Genomic DNA, 14784 nt, shown 5'->3' with positions numbered 1-14784 from the left:
CCGACGGCCGCTCAGGAGACGCGCATCAGCACCTTGCCGACCGCGCCGGGGCCCTCCAGCACCCGGTGGGCGTCGGGCGCCTCGGCGAGCTCCAGCACCCGGTCGACGACCACCGCCACCTCGCCGGACTCCACCCACGGCCAGACGTGCTCGCGCACCGAGGCGACGATCGCCGCCTTCTCCTCGGGCGGACGGGCCCGCAGCGTCGTGCCCATCACCGCGGCGCGCTTGGCCATCAGGGCGCCGAGGTCGAGCTCGGCCTTGCGGCCGCCCTGCAGCCCGATGATCACCAGGCGCCCGTTGACCGCCAGCACGTCCAGGTTCCGGGCCAGGTACTTCGCCCCGATCACGTCGAGGACCACATCGGCGCCCCGGCCCGCGGTCGTCTCCCGGACCTCCTCGACGAAGTCGGACTCGCGGTAGTTGACGGCCGCGTCCGCGCCCAGCTCGCGGCAGCGCGCGCACTTCTCCTTGCTGCCCGCGGTGACCACCACCCGCGCGCCGAGCGCCTTGCCGATCTGGATCGCCGCCGTCCCGATGCCCCCGGCACCGCCGTGCACCAGCAGCGTCTCCCCCGGACGCAGATGGGCGATCATGCCGATGTTGGACCAGACGGTGCACACCACCTCCGGCAGGCCCGCCGCCGTGACCAGGTCCATCCCCTCGGGGACGGGCAGCAGCTGGCCGGCCGGGACGGCGACCTTCTCGGCGTAGCCGCCGCCGGAGAGCAGCGCGCAGACCCGGTCGCCGACCTGCCACCCCGTCACCCCCGGGCCGAGCGCCGCGACGGTGCCGCTGCACTCCAGGCCGGGGTAGGGGCTGGCGCCGGGCGGCGGGTTGTAGAAGCCCTGCCGCTGCAGCAGATCGGCGCGGTTGACGGCGGTGGCGGCGACGTCCACCAGCACCTCGCCCTCGCCCGGCACCGGGTCCGGCGCGTCGTCGATGAGCGTCAGGGCCTCCGGGCCGCCGGGTTCCTCGATCGTGATGGCACGCATGGGGCCAACCTAGTGCCGGGGAGGCTCAGTCCGCGTCCGGGCGGGAGGCCGGCCGTGTTTCACGTGAAACCGTGCCGGGCGGGCCGATCCCGGTGTCGTGGACGATGATCACCCGGTCGTCGGCGCGCAGCGCGGCCGCCGCCGGGTCGCCCACCGCGAGCATCCGGTGGCCGCGGACCACCGCCAGCACCGGCTCCTCCAGGGCCCGCGGGGAGGCGCCCGTCTCGGCGCGGGTCACCGGCCGCTCCTCGACGTCCAGCCCGGCGCCGTAGCTGAGCAGGTCCTCCAGGACCGCCGCCACATTGGGGCTGGCCATCGACATCCCGAGCAGCCGGCCGGCCGAGGCCGCGGTGGTGACCACCGCGTCCGCGCCGGACTGCCGCAGCAGCGGGGCGTTCTCCTCCTCGCGCACCGCGGCGACGATCTTGGCCCGCGGGTTGAGCTGCCGCACCGTCAGGGTGGCCAGCACCGAGGTCTCGTCCCGCTGCGGCGCCACCACCACCTTGCGGGCCCGCTGCACCTCGGCGCGGGCCAGCACCTCGCTGCGGGTGCCGTCCCCGGCGACCCCGGTGAAGCCGTCGTGGTTGGCGAGCTCGACGGCCTTGTGGTTGGGGTCGACCACCACGATCAGCTCGGCGGCGCAGCCCTGCTGATGAAGCGTCTGAGCGGCGGAGCGCCCCTTGGTGCCGTAGCCGACGATCACGATGTGGTCGCGCAAGGCGGCCCTCCAGCGTTTCTGGCGGAACTGCTCGCGGGTGCGCTCGGTCAGCACCTCGAGGGTGGTCCCGACCAAGATGATCAGGAAGAGCACGCGGAGCGGGGTGATCACGAGGATATTGACGACCCGGGCCGCCTGGGTAGACGGGGTGATGTCGCCGTACCCGGTGGTGGAGAGGGTGACGGTGGCGTAGTAGGCGGCGTCGATGAAGGTCAGGGTGCGGCCGGGGTGGTCGCTGTCCCGGTAGCCGTCCGCGTCCAGCCAGACGATCAGCGTGGTGACCACCAGCACCAGCAGCGCGATCGTGAAGCGGCGCAGCACCTGGCGTCCGGGGCCGGCGGCGGGGCGCGGCATCAGGACCTGAAGCGCCGGGGGCTTGCCTCCGGACCGCCGGCCGCCGGAACGGCTCACGCGGCTCCCCAGCGCAGCGGCAGGTGCGGGACGGCGGCCCCGGCCGGCGCGCCGGCGGCGGGGACCACGGCGAACGCGTCGGCGAGCGCCAGCGAGCGCAGCTGGGCGGAGCCGTGATAGCGCAGCGGCTCCAGGCCGTGCGGGCCGAGCGCGGCCGGCAGCAACCGGGTGCCGGTGCGGGACCCGCTCCCCGGGACCTCCGCGACGAGCGGCGCCTCCGGGTCGGGGCGGGCGTCGGTGCCGTTGCGCGCCGCCAGCAGCGGGGCGAGCAGGGTGAGCACCCCGGCCACCGCGGCGAGCGGGTTGCCGGGCAGTCCGACCAGGTGGGCGCCGTGCGGCAGCCGGGCCAGCAGCATCGGGTGGCCGGGCCGCACATCGACGCCGTCCACCAGCAGTTCGGCGTCCAGGTCGGCGAGCACGGCGTGCAGGAAGTCGCGCGGCCCGGCGGCGGTGCCGCCGGTGGTGACCACCACCTCGGCTTCCTCGGCGGCGCCGGCGAGCGCCTCGCGCAGCGCCTCCGGGTCGTCCTTGACGCGGCGCGGCGCGGCGATCGCCTCGGCGCCCAGCTCCGGGAGCCAGGCGGTGAGCAGCGGGCCGAGCGCGTCCCGGACGCGGGCGCCGGTCGGCCGCCCCTTGACGAGCAGCTCGTCGCCGAGGACGAGCAGCGCCACGGACGGCAGCGGGGGCGCGGCGAGCGCGTCGTGCCCGGCGGAGGCGGCGAGGCCGAGCACCGCGGGGGTGATCCGGGTACCGGCCGGCAGCAGTTGCTCGCCCGCGCGGCACTCGCTGCCGCGCAGCCGGATGTCGCGGCCGTGGTCGGGGTCGCGGTGCCGGGCGCGCAGCCGGGCGCCGTCCTCCGCGGTGTCCTCGGCGATGCCCTCCTCGCTGCGCAGCACGGCGGTGGCGCCGGCCGGGAGGCGGGCGCCGGTGGCGACGGCGACGGCGCGGCCGTCCGGCAGCGGGCGGGGGGCGCGGCCCGCGGTGAGCGCGGCGCCGGAGCCGGCGAGCCGCCAGGGGCCCGGGCCGGCCACCGCCCAGCCGTCCATCGCGGCGGTGTCGAAGGCCGGCAGGTCGCTGAGGGCCTCCAGCGGGGCGGCGAGGCGGCGGCCGAGGGCGCCGGGCAGCGGCAGCTCCTCGACCTCGTCCTCGGCCTCGGCCTCGGCGTGCCGGGCGGCATCGCGTCCGGCGTCGGCGGCGATGCGGCGCGCCTCGTCCCAGGGCACGGCCGCGGCGGACGCGGAGGCCTCCGGGTCGGCGGACGCGGCCGGGTCGTGCCCGGCCTGCGGCTCGGGCGAACGCGGCGGGCGCGGGGCCGGGTTGGCCAGCGCCAGCGCGACGTCGAGGGCGTCGGCGGTGCGGGTTCGGGGAGCAGTCATGCGCGGTTCCTGGGGTTTATGACGAGGCGTCGGGCGCGGGATGGTCCTGGGGCCATTGCTCGGCGAGGGCGGCGGCCTTGCGGGAGGCCTCGGCGACGGCCTCCGGGCCGCCGCCGGCGCGGGCCGCGGCATAGCCGACCAGGAAGGCGGTGAGGGGGGCGGCGGGGCGATCGACGTTGTGGGCGACCGTCTTGGTCAGGTCCAACAGGCCCTTGGCGTCGACGTCCAGGTCGAGGCCGAGGGTTCGGCAGGCTTCGGCAATCCATTCGTCCAGCACGGCTCCAGTGTCCTCGATGGCCCACCGCTCCCGGCAGGGGCCACGCCGGACATGCTCAGCCGCGGTCGGCGCCGGGGTCCGCCATGGCGCGGGCCGCCTCGACGTCCTCCCAGGTGTCGCAGTCGAAGACGGCGCGGCCGTCGCTGCCGAGGCACACCGTCCGGACGGACCGCAGCAGGCGGCGCAGCGAGGCGCCGGCGCCGCCGTCCGGGAGCCCGGCGAGGGCGGCCCGCAGCGCGTCGGCGCGGTAGACCGCCGTCAGGTACTGCTCGCGGCCCTCGGCGTCGACCGCCAGCACGCCCTGGGCGTCGGGGCAGGTGCCGCCGTCGACGGCCTCGGTGAGGGCGTCGGCGAGTGCGGAGACCACTTCCGCGGTGATGAACGGCAGGTCGGCGGCGAGCACCGCCACCCGATCCTCCGTCACCCCGCAGTCCAGGCCCGCCTTCAGGGCGGCGACGGGGCCGCCGCCCGGCGGCTGCTCGCGGGTCAGCGCCGCCTCCGGGGGCAGCGCCAGGCCGTCGCGCGGCGGCCCGACCACCACGATGCGGCGCACGCCCGCCCCCCGGCACGCCTCGACGGCCCGCTCCAGCAGGGCCGGGCCGCCGTCGGTGAGGCGCAGGGCGGGCTTGTCGGCGCCGCCGAGCCGCGTCGCGGCCCCGCCGGCAAGGATGATGGCGTCCACGCGCTCGAGGCTAGGCGGGAGCCCTCCCGATTGTCAGCCCACCCTGGCCCGCCCCGGCGGCCACGCATACGCGCCGGAGCCGCGGATTCTTCGGGCCCAGCGCCCCATCGGGACGCGGCCGAGACCGCCCAGCGGATCCCCCGCACAGCCGGCGCCAACGCCGACGAAGGCGCCCTGCCGCGGCGCCGTCGCGGATCCAGCGCTGGTCGTGCCTGTGCGGCGAAGCCGGCCCCGCGCGGGGCCGCTCAGAGGTGCCGCAGGAGGGTCAGCGGGTCCTCGGACGCTCGGCGACGAAGCAGAGAAAGGCGCCCATCGCAGACCCACCGCTGGCCGCGCCCACGCGGCGGAGCCGCGGAGTCTTTGGGCCCCGCGCCCATTCGGGCGCGAGCAGGACGGCTCAGCGGCGCCGCAGGAGAATCAGCGGATCCTCCGCACAGCTAGCGACAACGCCGACAGCGCCTGCCACGCCGCCGTCGCAGGGTCAGCGCTGGCCACACCCACGCGGCGAAGCCGGCGCCGCGCGCCATCGGGACGCGAGCGGGTCCGCTCAGCGGTGCCACAGGGGGCCTCGGCGCAGTCGGCGGCGACGCCGACCAAGGCGCCCGCCACGCCGCCGTCACGGACCCAGCGCTGGTCGTGCCTGTGCGGCGAAGCCGGCCCCGCGCGGGGCCGCTCAGCGGCGCCGCAAGAGGGTCAGCGGGTCCTCGGGCGCTCGGCGACGAAGCAGAGAGAGGCGCCCGTCGCGGACTCAGCACTGGTCGTGCCCACGCGGCGGAGCCGCGGACTCTGTGGGACCCGCGCGCCATCGGGACGCGAGCGGGTCCGCTCAGCAGTGCCACAGGAGCCTCGGCGCGGTCCGCGGCGACGCCGACCAGGCGCCCGCCACGCCGCCGTCGCAGACCCAGCGCTGGCCGTGCCCACGCGGCGAAGCCGGCCCCGCGCGCCATCGGGACGCGAGCAGGTCCGCTCAGCGGTGCCGCAGGGGCCTCGATGCAGTCAGCGGCGACGCCGACGAAGACGCCCGCCACTGCGCCGTCGCAGACTCAGCGCCGGCCCCGCGCGCCGTCGCTCAGAGGTGGCGCAGGAGGGTCAGCGGGTCCTCGGTGCAGTCGGCTACGAAGCGGAGGAAGGCTCCCGCGACGATGCCGTCGCAGACCCGGTGGTCGAAGGTGAGGGAGAGCTGCACGACCTGGCGGAGCGCCAGCTCCTCGCCGTGCGCCCAGGGCTTCCTGACGATCCGCCCGACCCCCAGCATCGCCGCCTCGGGGTGGTTGAGCAGCGGCGTCGACCCGTCCACCCCGAAGACGCCGTAGTTGTTGACGGTGAAGGTGGAGCCGGTGAGCCGCCCGAGCGGCAGCGTCCCGGTGCGGGCCGCCTCCAGCGTCTCGCCGATCTCCGCGCCGAGCCGCTCGGTGCTGAGCGCCGAGGCGTCCCGCACCACCGGGACCAGCAGGCCGCGGTCGGTCTGCGCGGCGACGCCGAGGTGCACGGCGGACTGCCGCAGCACCTCCCCGCGGGCCGCGTCGAAGGACGCGTTGAGCTCGGGGTGGCGGGCCAGCGCGGCCACCGCGATCCGGGCGAAGAGCGGCAGCACGCCGACGCCGAGGCGCTCGCGGGCGGCGAGCAGTTCGGTGGCGTCCGCGTCCACCCAGCAGGTGACGGCGGGGACTTCGGCGTGGACGCGGGCGAACTTCTCCGCGGCGGCGCGGGCGATGCCGGTGAGGGCGACGCGCTCCGCGGCGGCGGCCGGCTCGGGGGCGGAGGGGGCGGCCGCCGCGGCGGAGGCGATGGCCCGCTCCACGTCGGCGCGCAGGATCAGGCCGTCCGGGCCGCTGCCGGACACCGCGCGCAGGTCCAGGCCGTGCTCGCGGGCGCGGCGGCGGACCAGCGGCGAGATCACCGGAACCGGCCCGCGCTCGACGGCGGGCTCGGGCACCGACTCCGGCGCGGGACGAACCTCCGGCTCGGGCCGGGACTCGGGCGCGGGCTCCGGCGGGCGGCCGCCCGGACGGATCCGCCGGCGCCGGCGCGGCGCCGCGGACGGCCCCGAGCCCACCAGCACCGCGGGCGCGGCCTCCTCCTCCGCCGGGGCGGTCACGGCCCCCGCGACGGCGACGCTCAGCAGCGGGCGTCCCACCGCCAGCGACTCGCCGGGCTCGCCGTAGACCGCCGTCACCACGCCCCCGTAGGGGCACGGCACCTCGACGGACGCCTTCGCCGTCTCCACCTCGACGACCGGCTGGTCGACGGCGACCACGTCGCCGGGGCTCACCAGCCAGCGGACCACCTCGGCCTCGGTGAGGCCCTCGCCCAGGTCGGGCAGGGTGAACTCGCGCACCTCGGGCATCGCGCTCACGCCTCCTCGTCCCACTGCAGCCGGGCCACCGCGTCGAGGATGCGGTCCACGCCGGGCAGGTGGCGCGACTCCAGCATCGGCGGCGGATAGGGGATGTCCAGGCCGGTGACGCGCAGCACCGGGGCCTCCAGGTGGTGGAAGCACTCCTCGGTGAGCCGGGCGGCGATCTCCGCGCCGGGCCCCGCGAAGCCGGACGCCTCGTGGACGACGACGGCGCGGCCGGTGCGCCGCACCTCGGCGACGACCGTCTCCTCGTCGAAGGGGACGAGGGTGCGCAGGTCGACGACGCCCAGGTCCCAGCCCTCCTCGCGGGCCGCCTCGGCGGCCTCCAGGCAGACCGGCAGGCTGGGCCCGTAGCTGACGAGCGTCGCGGAGCGGCCGCTGCGCCGCACCTCGGCCCGGCCGAACGGGGCCGCGGGGGTGGGGTGTTCGGGGTCCCAGGGGGCCTTGGCGCCGTGGTAGAGGCGCTTGGGCTCGAAGAAGACCACCGGGTCGTCGGAGGCGATGGCGGCGCGCAGCAGCGCATAGCCGTCCTCGACGGTGCCGGGGACGGCGACCTGGAGGCCGGGGGTGTGCATGGCGTACGCCTCGGAGGAGTCGCCGTGGTGCTCGACGGCGCCGACCCCGCCGCCGTAGGGGACGCGGATGGTGATCGGCAGCGGCAGCTTCCCGGCGGTGCGGTTGCGCATCTTCGCCACATGGCTGACCAGCTGCTCGAACGCGGCGTAGGAGAAGGCGTCGAACTGCATCTCCACGACGGGGCGCAGGCCGTACATCGCCATGCCGACGGCGGTCCCGAGGATCCCGGCCTCGGCGAGGGGCGTGTCGGCGCACCGGTCGCTGCCGAAGCGGTCGGCGAGGCCGTCGGTGATGCGGAAGACGCCGCCGAGCGTGCCGACGTCCTCGCCGAGGACGTAGACGGACGGATCCTCCGCGAGCGCGTCCGCGAGGGCGCGGTTCAGCGCCTTCCCCATCGTCGTCATCTGCGCCCCCGCCGCCGGCGAAGCCGACCGGGCGCCCTCGCCCGCACCCTCCGCGGCCGGCCGGGCAGGGTGCCGGGGCGAAGCGGCGGCAACCCCCTCGGCCTCCAACTCCGCCGCAACCATGGAACGTTCCCGCTCAAGCTGCGGCGTCCGCTCCGCATACACGTGGTCGAACAGCGACAACGGCTCCAGCACAGGCTCGCGGTGCAACCGCTCCCGCATCCCCGCCGCCAGCGCCTCCGCCGCCGCACGCGCCTCCGCCGCATCGGCCTCGCCCAGCAGCCCCGCCGCGCCCAGCGCCTCCTCCGCTACCCGCAGGGGATCGCGCTCGCGCCACGCCTCGACCTCCCCGCGAGAGCGGTAGCGAGACTCGTCGTCCGTGTTGGTGTGCGCCTCCAGCCGGTACGTCAGCGCCTCGATCAGCGTCGGGCCGCCGCCCGCCCGGGCCCGCTCCAGCGCCTCGGTGACGGCGACGTACACCGCGGCCACGTCCATCCCGTCCACCAGCACGCCGGGTATGCCGTAGCCGACGGCCTTGTCCGCGAGCGACGGCGCCGCGCTCTGCTCCTCCAGCGGCACGGAGATCGCGTAGCCGTTGTTCTGCACCAGCACCACCAGCGGCGACCGCTGCACGGCGGCGAAGTTCAGCGCCTCGTGGAAGTCGCCCTCGCTGGTGCCGCCGTCGCCGACCAGGGCCAGCGCGCACACGTCGTCGCCGGCCAGCCGGGCGGCGTGCGCCAGCCCCGCGGCATGCGGCAGCTGGGTGGCGAGCGGGGTGCACAGCGGCGCTGTGCGCCGTTCGCGCGGGTCGTAGCCGCTGTGCGCGTCGCCGCGCAGCAGGGTGAGCGCCTCGACGGGGTCGGTGCCGCGGGCCTGCACCGCGAGGGAGTCGCGGTAGCTGGGGAAGAGCCAGTCGGTGGCGCGCAGCGCCAGCGCCGCGCCGACCTGGCAGGCCTCCTGGCCTGCCGAGGAGGGGTAGATGGAGAGCCGGCCCTGCTTGGCGAGCGCGGTGCTCTGCTCGTTGAAGCGGCGGCCGGCGACCAGCGCGCGGTGCAGGCCGCGCAGCAGCTCCGGGTCGAGGTCGTCCTGGGCGGGGGTGCCGAGGACGCGCAGCGGCTCGCGCGCGGGGAGCAGCGCGCCGGCGTCGGGGCGTGCGCCCCAGTGGTGGCGGAGCGCGGCCGGCGGAACGGGCGGCGGCTCCCGGCGGGTACGCCGTGGGGCGCGGGTGGAAGAACTGGTACGACTGGACTGAGGTGGCGTCATCGCCGATGCACCTCCTGGTTGGAGCTGTACCCGGATGGGGCCGCGCCGCTGGGTGGTGGCGTGGGTCACACGCCGTGGAAGCATCCTCGGTCGGCCGATGAATTTCGGCCATAGAGCGGCGGCATCGCTGGACGAACGGTTTCGGCGAAGCACCGTTGGCGTCAGAGTGTCCATGGAGGGGAGGCGAGGGCGGATGTCGACTGGACGGATGGCCGAGCCCGGCGGGGACGCGTCGGGGGCCGGGGCCGAGCAGGACCGCGAGCCGCGGCCGCTCGACGCGATCGATCGGGCGATCCTGCGGCTGCTGCAGGAGGACGGGCGGGCCTCCATACGGTCGGTCGCGGACCGCGCCCATGTCTCGCGGGCCAACGCCTATGCGCGGATCTCGCGGATGGTGGAGGACGGGGTGATCCGGGGCTTCACCGCCCGGGTGGACCACGAGCGGGCCGGCTCGGGCGCCTCCGCCTACATCACCCTGAAGATCGTCCAGAACTCCTGGCGCGATGTGCGGGCGGAGCTGCTGAAGCTGACCGAGGTCGACCACATGGCGTTGGTGAGCGGCGATTTCGATGTGCTGCTGCTGGTGCACGCCGCCGACAACCGGGCGCTGCGCGAGCTGGTGCTGACCCGGCTGCACAACCTTCCCGGGGTGCTGAGCACCCGCACCCTGCTGGTCTTCGAGGAGACCGACCGGCGGCCGGGGGACGGGGACTGACGCGGGCCCGCCGGGTTATCCACAGCTGTGGATAACCCGGCGGCGCACTGATGCGGACCGGGGCGCGCGGCGCGTTCCGCACGCTCGGCGAAACGGGTGCCCCCGGACGGCCGGACGGGGCCGCAGGGTACGCCGAAGCCGCACGTCGGAGGCGGGATTCGGGAAAACGGCGGCGCGTCGCGGGGTGCTGTGCCGGGCGCGGCCGGCGCGCAACGGCTGTGACGGATGCGCCGTTCGGGTTATCCACAGGCAAGTGCCCAGCTCGGGGCGCGGCCTGTGGACAACTCGCGGCAATCGGCCGTCAGTATTCCGCGTGCCGGCGGATCCAGCTGTGCATCGCGATGGCCGCGGCGGCGCCCGCGTTGAGCGACCGGGTGGAGCCGAACTGGGCGATGGAACACGTCAGGGAGGCCGCCTCGCGGGCCTCGTCGGTGAGGCCGGGGCCCTCTTGGCCGAAGAGCAGCACGCAGCGGCGCGGCAGCTCCGTCCGCTCCAGCGGGACGGCGCCCGGCAGGTTGTCGATGCCGATCAGCGGAATGCCCTGCCCCGCGGCGAAGGCGGCGAGCGCGGCGGCGTCCGGGTGGTGGCGGACGTGCTGGTAGCGGTCGGTCACCATGGCGCCGCGGCGGTTCCAGCGGCGGCGGCCGACGATGTGCACCTCGGCGGCGAGGAACGCGTTGGCGGTGCGCACCACCGAGCCGATGTTGAAGTCGTGCTGCCAGTTCTCCACCGCCACATGGAAGCCGTGCCGGCGGGTGTCGAGGTCGGCGACGATCGCCTCGCGGCGCCAGTAGCGGTAGCCGTCCACGACGTTGCGGCGGTCGCCGCCGGCCAGCAGCTCGGGGTCGAGCCGGGGGTCGTCCGGCCACGGCTCGGGATGCGGCCCGACGCCGACCTCCCCGGGAGCGGGCGCGAAGCCCTCGTCGTACTGGAGCGGTTCCGTGGAATCGCCGGTGCTGCTGGTCGTCACCCCTTGAGGGTAAGGGCCTCGGCGGGGCGGGCCGCGGGGGCCGGCGCGCGGCGGCGGGCGGTGGCGCGGCCGAACGCGGCGCCGAGGCGGCGGAGCCAGGCGGTGGGGAGGAAGAGGGCGTCGGCGACGATCATCGTGGCGGAGAAGAACGGCAGGCCCAGCACTACGGCGATGCCCAGATGCTCGGCGATCATCAGTGGCAGCAGGACGTTCTTCAGCCGCCGCTGGAAGACCGTGAACGGGAACGCCACCTGCATCGCCACCGAGCCGTAGGCGATGGCCAGCAGCGCGAAGCTGCTCCCCGCCAGCAGGCTGTCCAGGGCCGGCCAGGGGCGGAAGTAGTCGAGGTGCAGCACGTAGTAGACGGCGGTGCCGTCCTGCCACTTGTCGCCCTGGATCTTGTACCAGCCGGCCGTGGCGTACACGAGGCAGACCTGCGCGGCGATCACGCCCATCGCGCAGTTGTGCGCCATAGTGGCGATCCCGTCGCAGACGGCGCGCGCCTCCGACCCGCGCCCGCGCGCGCTCCGGTTGAGGATCCCCCACGCGCCGTGCACCGCCCACAGCGCCCACAGCACCACCGCCCACGCCCCCGGCGTCCGCGCGCCGAACCCGCTGAGCTGGGCGGCGGCCAGCGCCAGCCCGCAGCCCGCCCACAGCCCGACGGCCGTCCCGCCGGGCGCGTCCGCCGTCTCCGGATCGCGCCGCAGCGCCGCGCGGCGGCGCCGCGCGTCCAGCGACCAGACCCGCCCGCAGCGCGCGAAGACCAGGTAGATCGCCATCAGATGGACGACGTTGTCACCGCCGTCCCCGGTGTAGAGCGAGCGGTTCTGCACGGAGAGCACGCCGACCAGGAAGAGCACCGACACGGCCCGGGTGTGCCAGCCCAGAGCCAGCAGCACCGCGGCGGCGACGGCCGCGGTGTAGACCAGCTCGAACCAGAACCGCGAGCCGCTCCACACCAGCAGCGTGAAGAGGTGGTCCAGGGTGGCCTGGCGCCGCACCAGGTCGAGCCCCCAGGGGCTCCGATCGCCGTAGAGCGCAAGGCGGTTGGGCCACTCGCGGACCAGGAAGAGCGCGAAGAGCCCGCCGAACCCGATCCGCACCACGGCGGCCTGGTAGGGGGCGAGGACGGTCCCGGTGAAGCGGTCGACGAGCCTTCTCACGGTCTGCTCCCCGGGATGCGGTCGCCCGGTTCGACGTCCCACCAGGGCATCGTCCGGAACCAGGGTTTGACGCCGCGCTCGGAGGCACGGGCGGTGTCCCAGGCGGGCGGGCCGATCAGCGCGAACCGGCCGCGCACCTGGACGCGGATGATGCGGTCGCCGGCGGCGTCGGCGGCGTCGGCGTCGGCTTGCACGTGCTGCTGGAGGCGCTGCAGCACCACGCGGCGCAGATAGGTGGTGAGCAGCACGCCGTGCGCGTCCTTGCCGCGCTCCGGGCCGGAGACGGACTGGCCGTAGGCGTCCCAGGCGCGGCGCAGCTGGTTCTGGTCCAGATGCCCGGGGAAGGGGTTGCCGCGGATCGCGGCGACGTCCTCGGCGGTGAGGTCGCGCCACGGGGTGGTGCGGAAGTCCCCGGCGCCGGTGCGGACGGTGGCGCGCGCCCACACCGTCTCGTTGCGGGCCAGCGGGTTGGGCGCGAACAGCTGCCAGTTCTGCTCGAGTTCGGGGTAGATGTAGTCGTTCACCGCGTCGGCCGCCTTGCTGGAGGCGGCGTTGCGGGGGGCGACGGCCAGGAAGGTGAGTGCCAGGTGCCCGCCGGCGGCGAGCAGCAGCGCGCAGCCGGCGAGGCCGAGGACGGCGCGCGCCGGGCGCGAGAGGGAGGCTCTCATGGGGGGCCGTGGTTCCTGGAGGGCGGATAGCGAATCCGGGGAATGCTGCACCTGAACCGTACTGGGCGTGGCCGGAGGGGTGTTGGCAAACCCTTGGTTCTGCCGGTCCGCCGGAACAGGTTAGGTTGTTCCGCGGCCCCGGAGCGGGGCCTTCCACGGGGGGAGAACGGGGAGAACGGTCCCACCATGACGGTGAAGATCAAGCATGTCCAGGCGCTGCTCGGCGGCATGGGCGGCGAGCAGCTGGAGTTCCAGGGCCGGTACATCCGCCCGCAGGGCATGGCGGAGCTGGCGTTCTGCGCCGAGCAGTACGGGTACACGCTGCTGGGCGTGGAGACCCGGGGATTCCGGTTCCCGGTCAATGTGCTGACGTTCCACCGGGATCCGTCGCCGGCGGCGCAGGCGCGGGCGGCGGCGACGATGCAGCAGTACCCGGGCGCCGGGCAGCCGGGGCAGCCCGTGCCGGGGCTGGAGCCGGCCGGCGGGGCGAAGCTGCGCGGGCCGGCGGCGGCGGCGCGCGAGCTGGCGGTCCTGAAGGACCGCATCAACTACGACCTGACGGGCAAGCAGGCGACGCAGCGGGTGCTGCGGGTCGGCGCGTGGCTGGCGGTGCTGCTGGTGCTGCGGTTCTTCGCGTACGGCGCGGGGACGAGTGCGCTGGTGATGGTGCTGGTGGTGGCGGCGCTGTACGCGGTGGCGCTGGGGGTGGCGCTGGTCGTCAACAAGGCGCGGAACACCGGGTGCGGGGAGCGGTTGCAGGCGGCGGGCTACCAGAAGGTGGAGGGGGCGCAGGGGCACAAGTGGCTGCCGCCGCACGCGGTGGCGGCGCCGCAGCAGGCGTACCCGCCCGCGCAGCAGGGGTACCCGCAGCAGCAGGCGGCGCCGGCTCCGGCTCCGGTGTATCCGCAGCAGCAGGCGGCTCCGGCTCCGGTGTATCCGCAGCAGCAGGCGGCGCCGGGCCAGCCGCAACCGCAGCAGCCCGCGGACCCGCGGGCCGGGTGGGGCAACCCCTACCAGCAGTAACGCTCCCGGTGGATCGCCCCCACCGTCGCCGCCCCTCCGCCCCGGCACCCCACCCGCCCTGCTCCGCAGGGCGCGGGGTGCCGGCGCAGGGCACCCGGCGGGGTGGGGTCAGTACAGTCGCCGCCGACGGATCTTCCGGGACCACGGCCCCTATGCCGCTCCACCCCGTCAGCCGACATCCGGCCGCGACCACCCAACGCGCCTGCTGTGCAGCGCGTCGGCCCAAACCGCACGGCCGGCGCGGAGCGCCCCGGCCCGGGCCCGAGCGACAGCCACGCCACCGGTCGCCCATCAGGCACAGCCAGCCCGCCCTGCTCCGCGGGACGCGGGGTGCCGGCATCATCGGCAGGGTGCCGTCGCCACCGACGGATCTTCCGGCACCACAGCCCCCTCGCCCCTGCTCCACAGGGCGCGAGCCGTGGCATCGCCGTCAGCCGACATCCGGCCGTGACCACCCAACGCGCCTACTGTGCAGCCGCGCCGCCGGTCGGCCGTCAGGCACAGCCCGCCCGCCCTGCTCCGCGGGACGCGGGGCGCCGGCATCATCGGCAGGGTGCCGTCGCCACCGACGGATCTTCCGGCACCACAGCCCCCTCGCTCCGGCGCGAGCCGTGGCATCGCCGACAGCCGACATCCGGCCGTGACCACCCAACGCGCCTACTGTGCAGCCACGCGGCCGGTCGGCCGTCAGGCACAGCCCGCCCGCCCTGCTCCGCGGGACGCGGGGCGCCGGCATCATCGGCGGCCATCCGGACACGTCTACTCCACCCGCGCTGCTCCGCGGCTTTCAGGCGCGGGGCGGTTGGGGTCAGAGGATGAAGGGGGCCTCGGGGCCGTCCGCCTTGAGGGGGCGGCCGGTGGCGGACCAGGACTGCATGCCGCCGTCGACGTTGATGGCGTCGAGGTCGTGCTGGCGGAGGTAGTTGACGACCTGCGCGCTGCGTCCGCCCGCGCGGCAGACCACGTAGAGCGGGCCGTCCGCGTCCGCCGCGGTCTGCTGGATCTCGTCGAGCCGCTGGACGACCTCGCCCATCGGGATGTGCAGCGCACCCTCCGCGTGCCCCGCCGCCCACTCGTCCGGCTCCCGGACGTCCAGCAGCGCGGCGTCCCCCGGGACCTTGTCGACGCCGATCTCCGGCACCTGGTGGAACATCTCCGTCACCCTCCTTCGCATTGGCGCA

The 14784-nt window shown here is 75.9% G+C and carries 11 protein-coding genes and 2 pseudogenes; 2 read left to right on the top strand and 11 right to left on the bottom strand.

Features of this window, described 5'->3' with window-relative positions:
* Nucleotides 1-11 precede the first annotated feature (11 nt).
* From BIV57_RS07225 to BIV57_RS24965, 7 genes and pseudogenes are all read right to left on the bottom strand, one after another.
* Nucleotides 12-995, bottom strand: a complete 984-nt coding sequence (locus BIV57_RS07225) for an NAD(P)H-quinone oxidoreductase (RefSeq protein ID WP_071655831.1) — start codon at nucleotides 993-995, stop codon at nucleotides 12-14.
* Between the two features lie 25 nt (nucleotides 996-1020).
* A complete protein-coding gene (locus BIV57_RS07220) occupies nucleotides 1021-2067 on the bottom strand; it encodes a potassium channel family protein (RefSeq protein ID WP_079170100.1) in 1047 nt (348 codons plus the stop codon).
* Between the two features lie 53 nt (nucleotides 2068-2120).
* On the bottom strand, nucleotides 2121-3500 hold the full coding sequence (locus BIV57_RS07215; protein ID WP_071655829.1) for a molybdopterin molybdotransferase MoeA: 1380 nt from the start codon (nucleotides 3498-3500) through the stop codon (nucleotides 2121-2123).
* Nucleotides 3501-3516: 16 nt separating this feature from the next.
* Nucleotides 3517-4459: pseudogene (locus BIV57_RS07210) on the bottom strand (NTP transferase domain-containing protein).
* 1069 nt (nucleotides 4460-5528) lie between these two features.
* On the bottom strand, nucleotides 5529-6806 hold the full coding sequence (locus BIV57_RS07205) for a dihydrolipoamide acetyltransferase family protein (RefSeq protein ID WP_071655828.1): 1278 nt from the start codon (nucleotides 6804-6806) through the stop codon (nucleotides 5529-5531).
* Nucleotides 6807-6811: 5 nt separating this feature from the next.
* Nucleotides 6812-7798 carry an alpha-ketoacid dehydrogenase subunit beta gene (locus tag BIV57_RS24970; RefSeq protein ID WP_071655852.1) on the bottom strand — a complete coding sequence of 329 codons (987 nt, stop codon included), beginning with the start codon at nucleotides 7796-7798 and terminating at the stop codon, nucleotides 6812-6814.
* Nucleotides 7799-8101: 303 nt separating this feature from the next.
* A pseudogene (locus BIV57_RS24965) lies at nucleotides 8102-9061 on the bottom strand (thiamine pyrophosphate-dependent enzyme); the annotation flags it as partial.
* A 208-nt stretch (nucleotides 9062-9269) separates the two neighbouring features.
* Here BIV57_RS24965 and BIV57_RS07190 point away from each other — a divergent pair.
* A complete protein-coding gene (locus BIV57_RS07190) occupies nucleotides 9270-9776 on the top strand; it encodes an Lrp/AsnC family transcriptional regulator (protein WP_071655827.1) in 507 nt (168 codons plus the stop codon).
* A 301-nt stretch (nucleotides 9777-10077) separates the two neighbouring features.
* Here BIV57_RS07190 and BIV57_RS07185 read toward each other — a convergent pair whose 3' ends face one another.
* Genes BIV57_RS07185 through BIV57_RS24545 form a run of 3 tightly spaced genes read right to left on the bottom strand, consistent with a single transcriptional unit; the run spans nucleotide 10078 to nucleotide 12580 of the window.
* Nucleotides 10078-10746 (bottom strand): TrmH family RNA methyltransferase, encoded by a 669-nt coding sequence (locus BIV57_RS07185; RefSeq protein ID WP_071655826.1) that lies wholly within the window; start codon nucleotides 10744-10746, stop codon nucleotides 10078-10080.
* Entirely contained in the window at nucleotides 10743-11912 is a 1170-nt protein-coding gene (locus BIV57_RS07180; protein ID WP_071655825.1) for an HTTM domain-containing protein, read from the bottom strand. The genes BIV57_RS07185 and BIV57_RS07180 overlap by 4 nt, the downstream gene beginning before the upstream one ends.
* The gene (locus tag BIV57_RS24545; protein ID WP_071655824.1) at nucleotides 11909-12580 is read right to left on the bottom strand and encodes a DUF5819 family protein; all 672 of its coding nucleotides are present in this window, start codon (nucleotides 12578-12580) and stop codon (nucleotides 11909-11911) included. The genes BIV57_RS07180 and BIV57_RS24545 overlap by 4 nt, the downstream gene beginning before the upstream one ends.
* A 186-nt stretch (nucleotides 12581-12766) precedes the next feature.
* Here BIV57_RS24545 and BIV57_RS07170 point away from each other — a divergent pair, with 186 nt between their 5' ends.
* On the top strand, nucleotides 12767-13603 hold the full coding sequence (locus BIV57_RS07170; protein ID WP_071655823.1) for a hypothetical protein: 837 nt from the start codon (nucleotides 12767-12769) through the stop codon (nucleotides 13601-13603).
* An 808-nt stretch (nucleotides 13604-14411) separates the two neighbouring features.
* On the opposite strand, the gene BIV57_RS07165 is transcribed toward BIV57_RS07170, so the two are convergent.
* Nucleotides 14412-14756: a rhodanese-like domain-containing protein gene (locus BIV57_RS07165; protein WP_071655822.1), complete on the bottom strand. Its 345-nt coding sequence runs from the start codon at nucleotides 14754-14756 to the stop codon at nucleotides 14412-14414.
* Nucleotides 14757-14784: the final 28 nt, after the last annotated feature.

The organism is Mangrovactinospora gilvigrisea (assembly GCF_001879105.1).
GTDB classification, from domain to species: domain Bacteria; phylum Actinomycetota; class Actinomycetes; order Streptomycetales; family Streptomycetaceae; genus Mangrovactinospora; species Mangrovactinospora gilvigrisea.
This window is presented reverse-complemented; position numbering and strand designations above follow the sequence as displayed.

Bases quoted from the DNA above. Each gene is read 5' to 3' on its own strand.
- BIV57_RS07225 (WP_071655831.1), bottom strand. From the start codon at position 995: ATGCGTGCCATCACGATCGAGGAACCCGGCGGCCCGGAGGCCCTGACG.
- BIV57_RS07220 (WP_079170100.1), bottom strand. From the start codon at position 2,067: ATGCCGCGCCCCGCCGCCGGCCCCGGACGCCAGGTGCTGCGCCGCTTC.
- BIV57_RS07215 (WP_071655829.1), bottom strand. From the start codon at position 3,500: ATGACTGCTCCCCGAACCCGCACCGCCGACGCCCTCGACGTCGCGCTG.
- BIV57_RS07205 (WP_071655828.1), bottom strand. From the start codon at position 6,806: ATGCCCGAGGTGCGCGAGTTCACCCTGCCCGACCTGGGCGAGGGCCTC.
- BIV57_RS24970 (WP_071655852.1), bottom strand. From the start codon at position 7,798: ATGACGACGATGGGGAAGGCGCTGAACCGCGCCCTCGCGGACGCGCTC.
- BIV57_RS07190 (WP_071655827.1), top strand. From the start codon at position 9,270: ATGGCCGAGCCCGGCGGGGACGCGTCGGGGGCCGGGGCCGAGCAGGAC.
- BIV57_RS24545 (WP_071655824.1), bottom strand. From the start codon at position 12,580: ATGAGAGCCTCCCTCTCGCGCCCGGCGCGCGCCGTCCTCGGCCTCGCC.
- BIV57_RS07170 (WP_071655823.1), top strand. From the start codon at position 12,767: ATGACGGTGAAGATCAAGCATGTCCAGGCGCTGCTCGGCGGCATGGGC.
- BIV57_RS07165 (WP_071655822.1), bottom strand. From the start codon at position 14,756: ATGTTCCACCAGGTGCCGGAGATCGGCGTCGACAAGGTCCCGGGGGAC.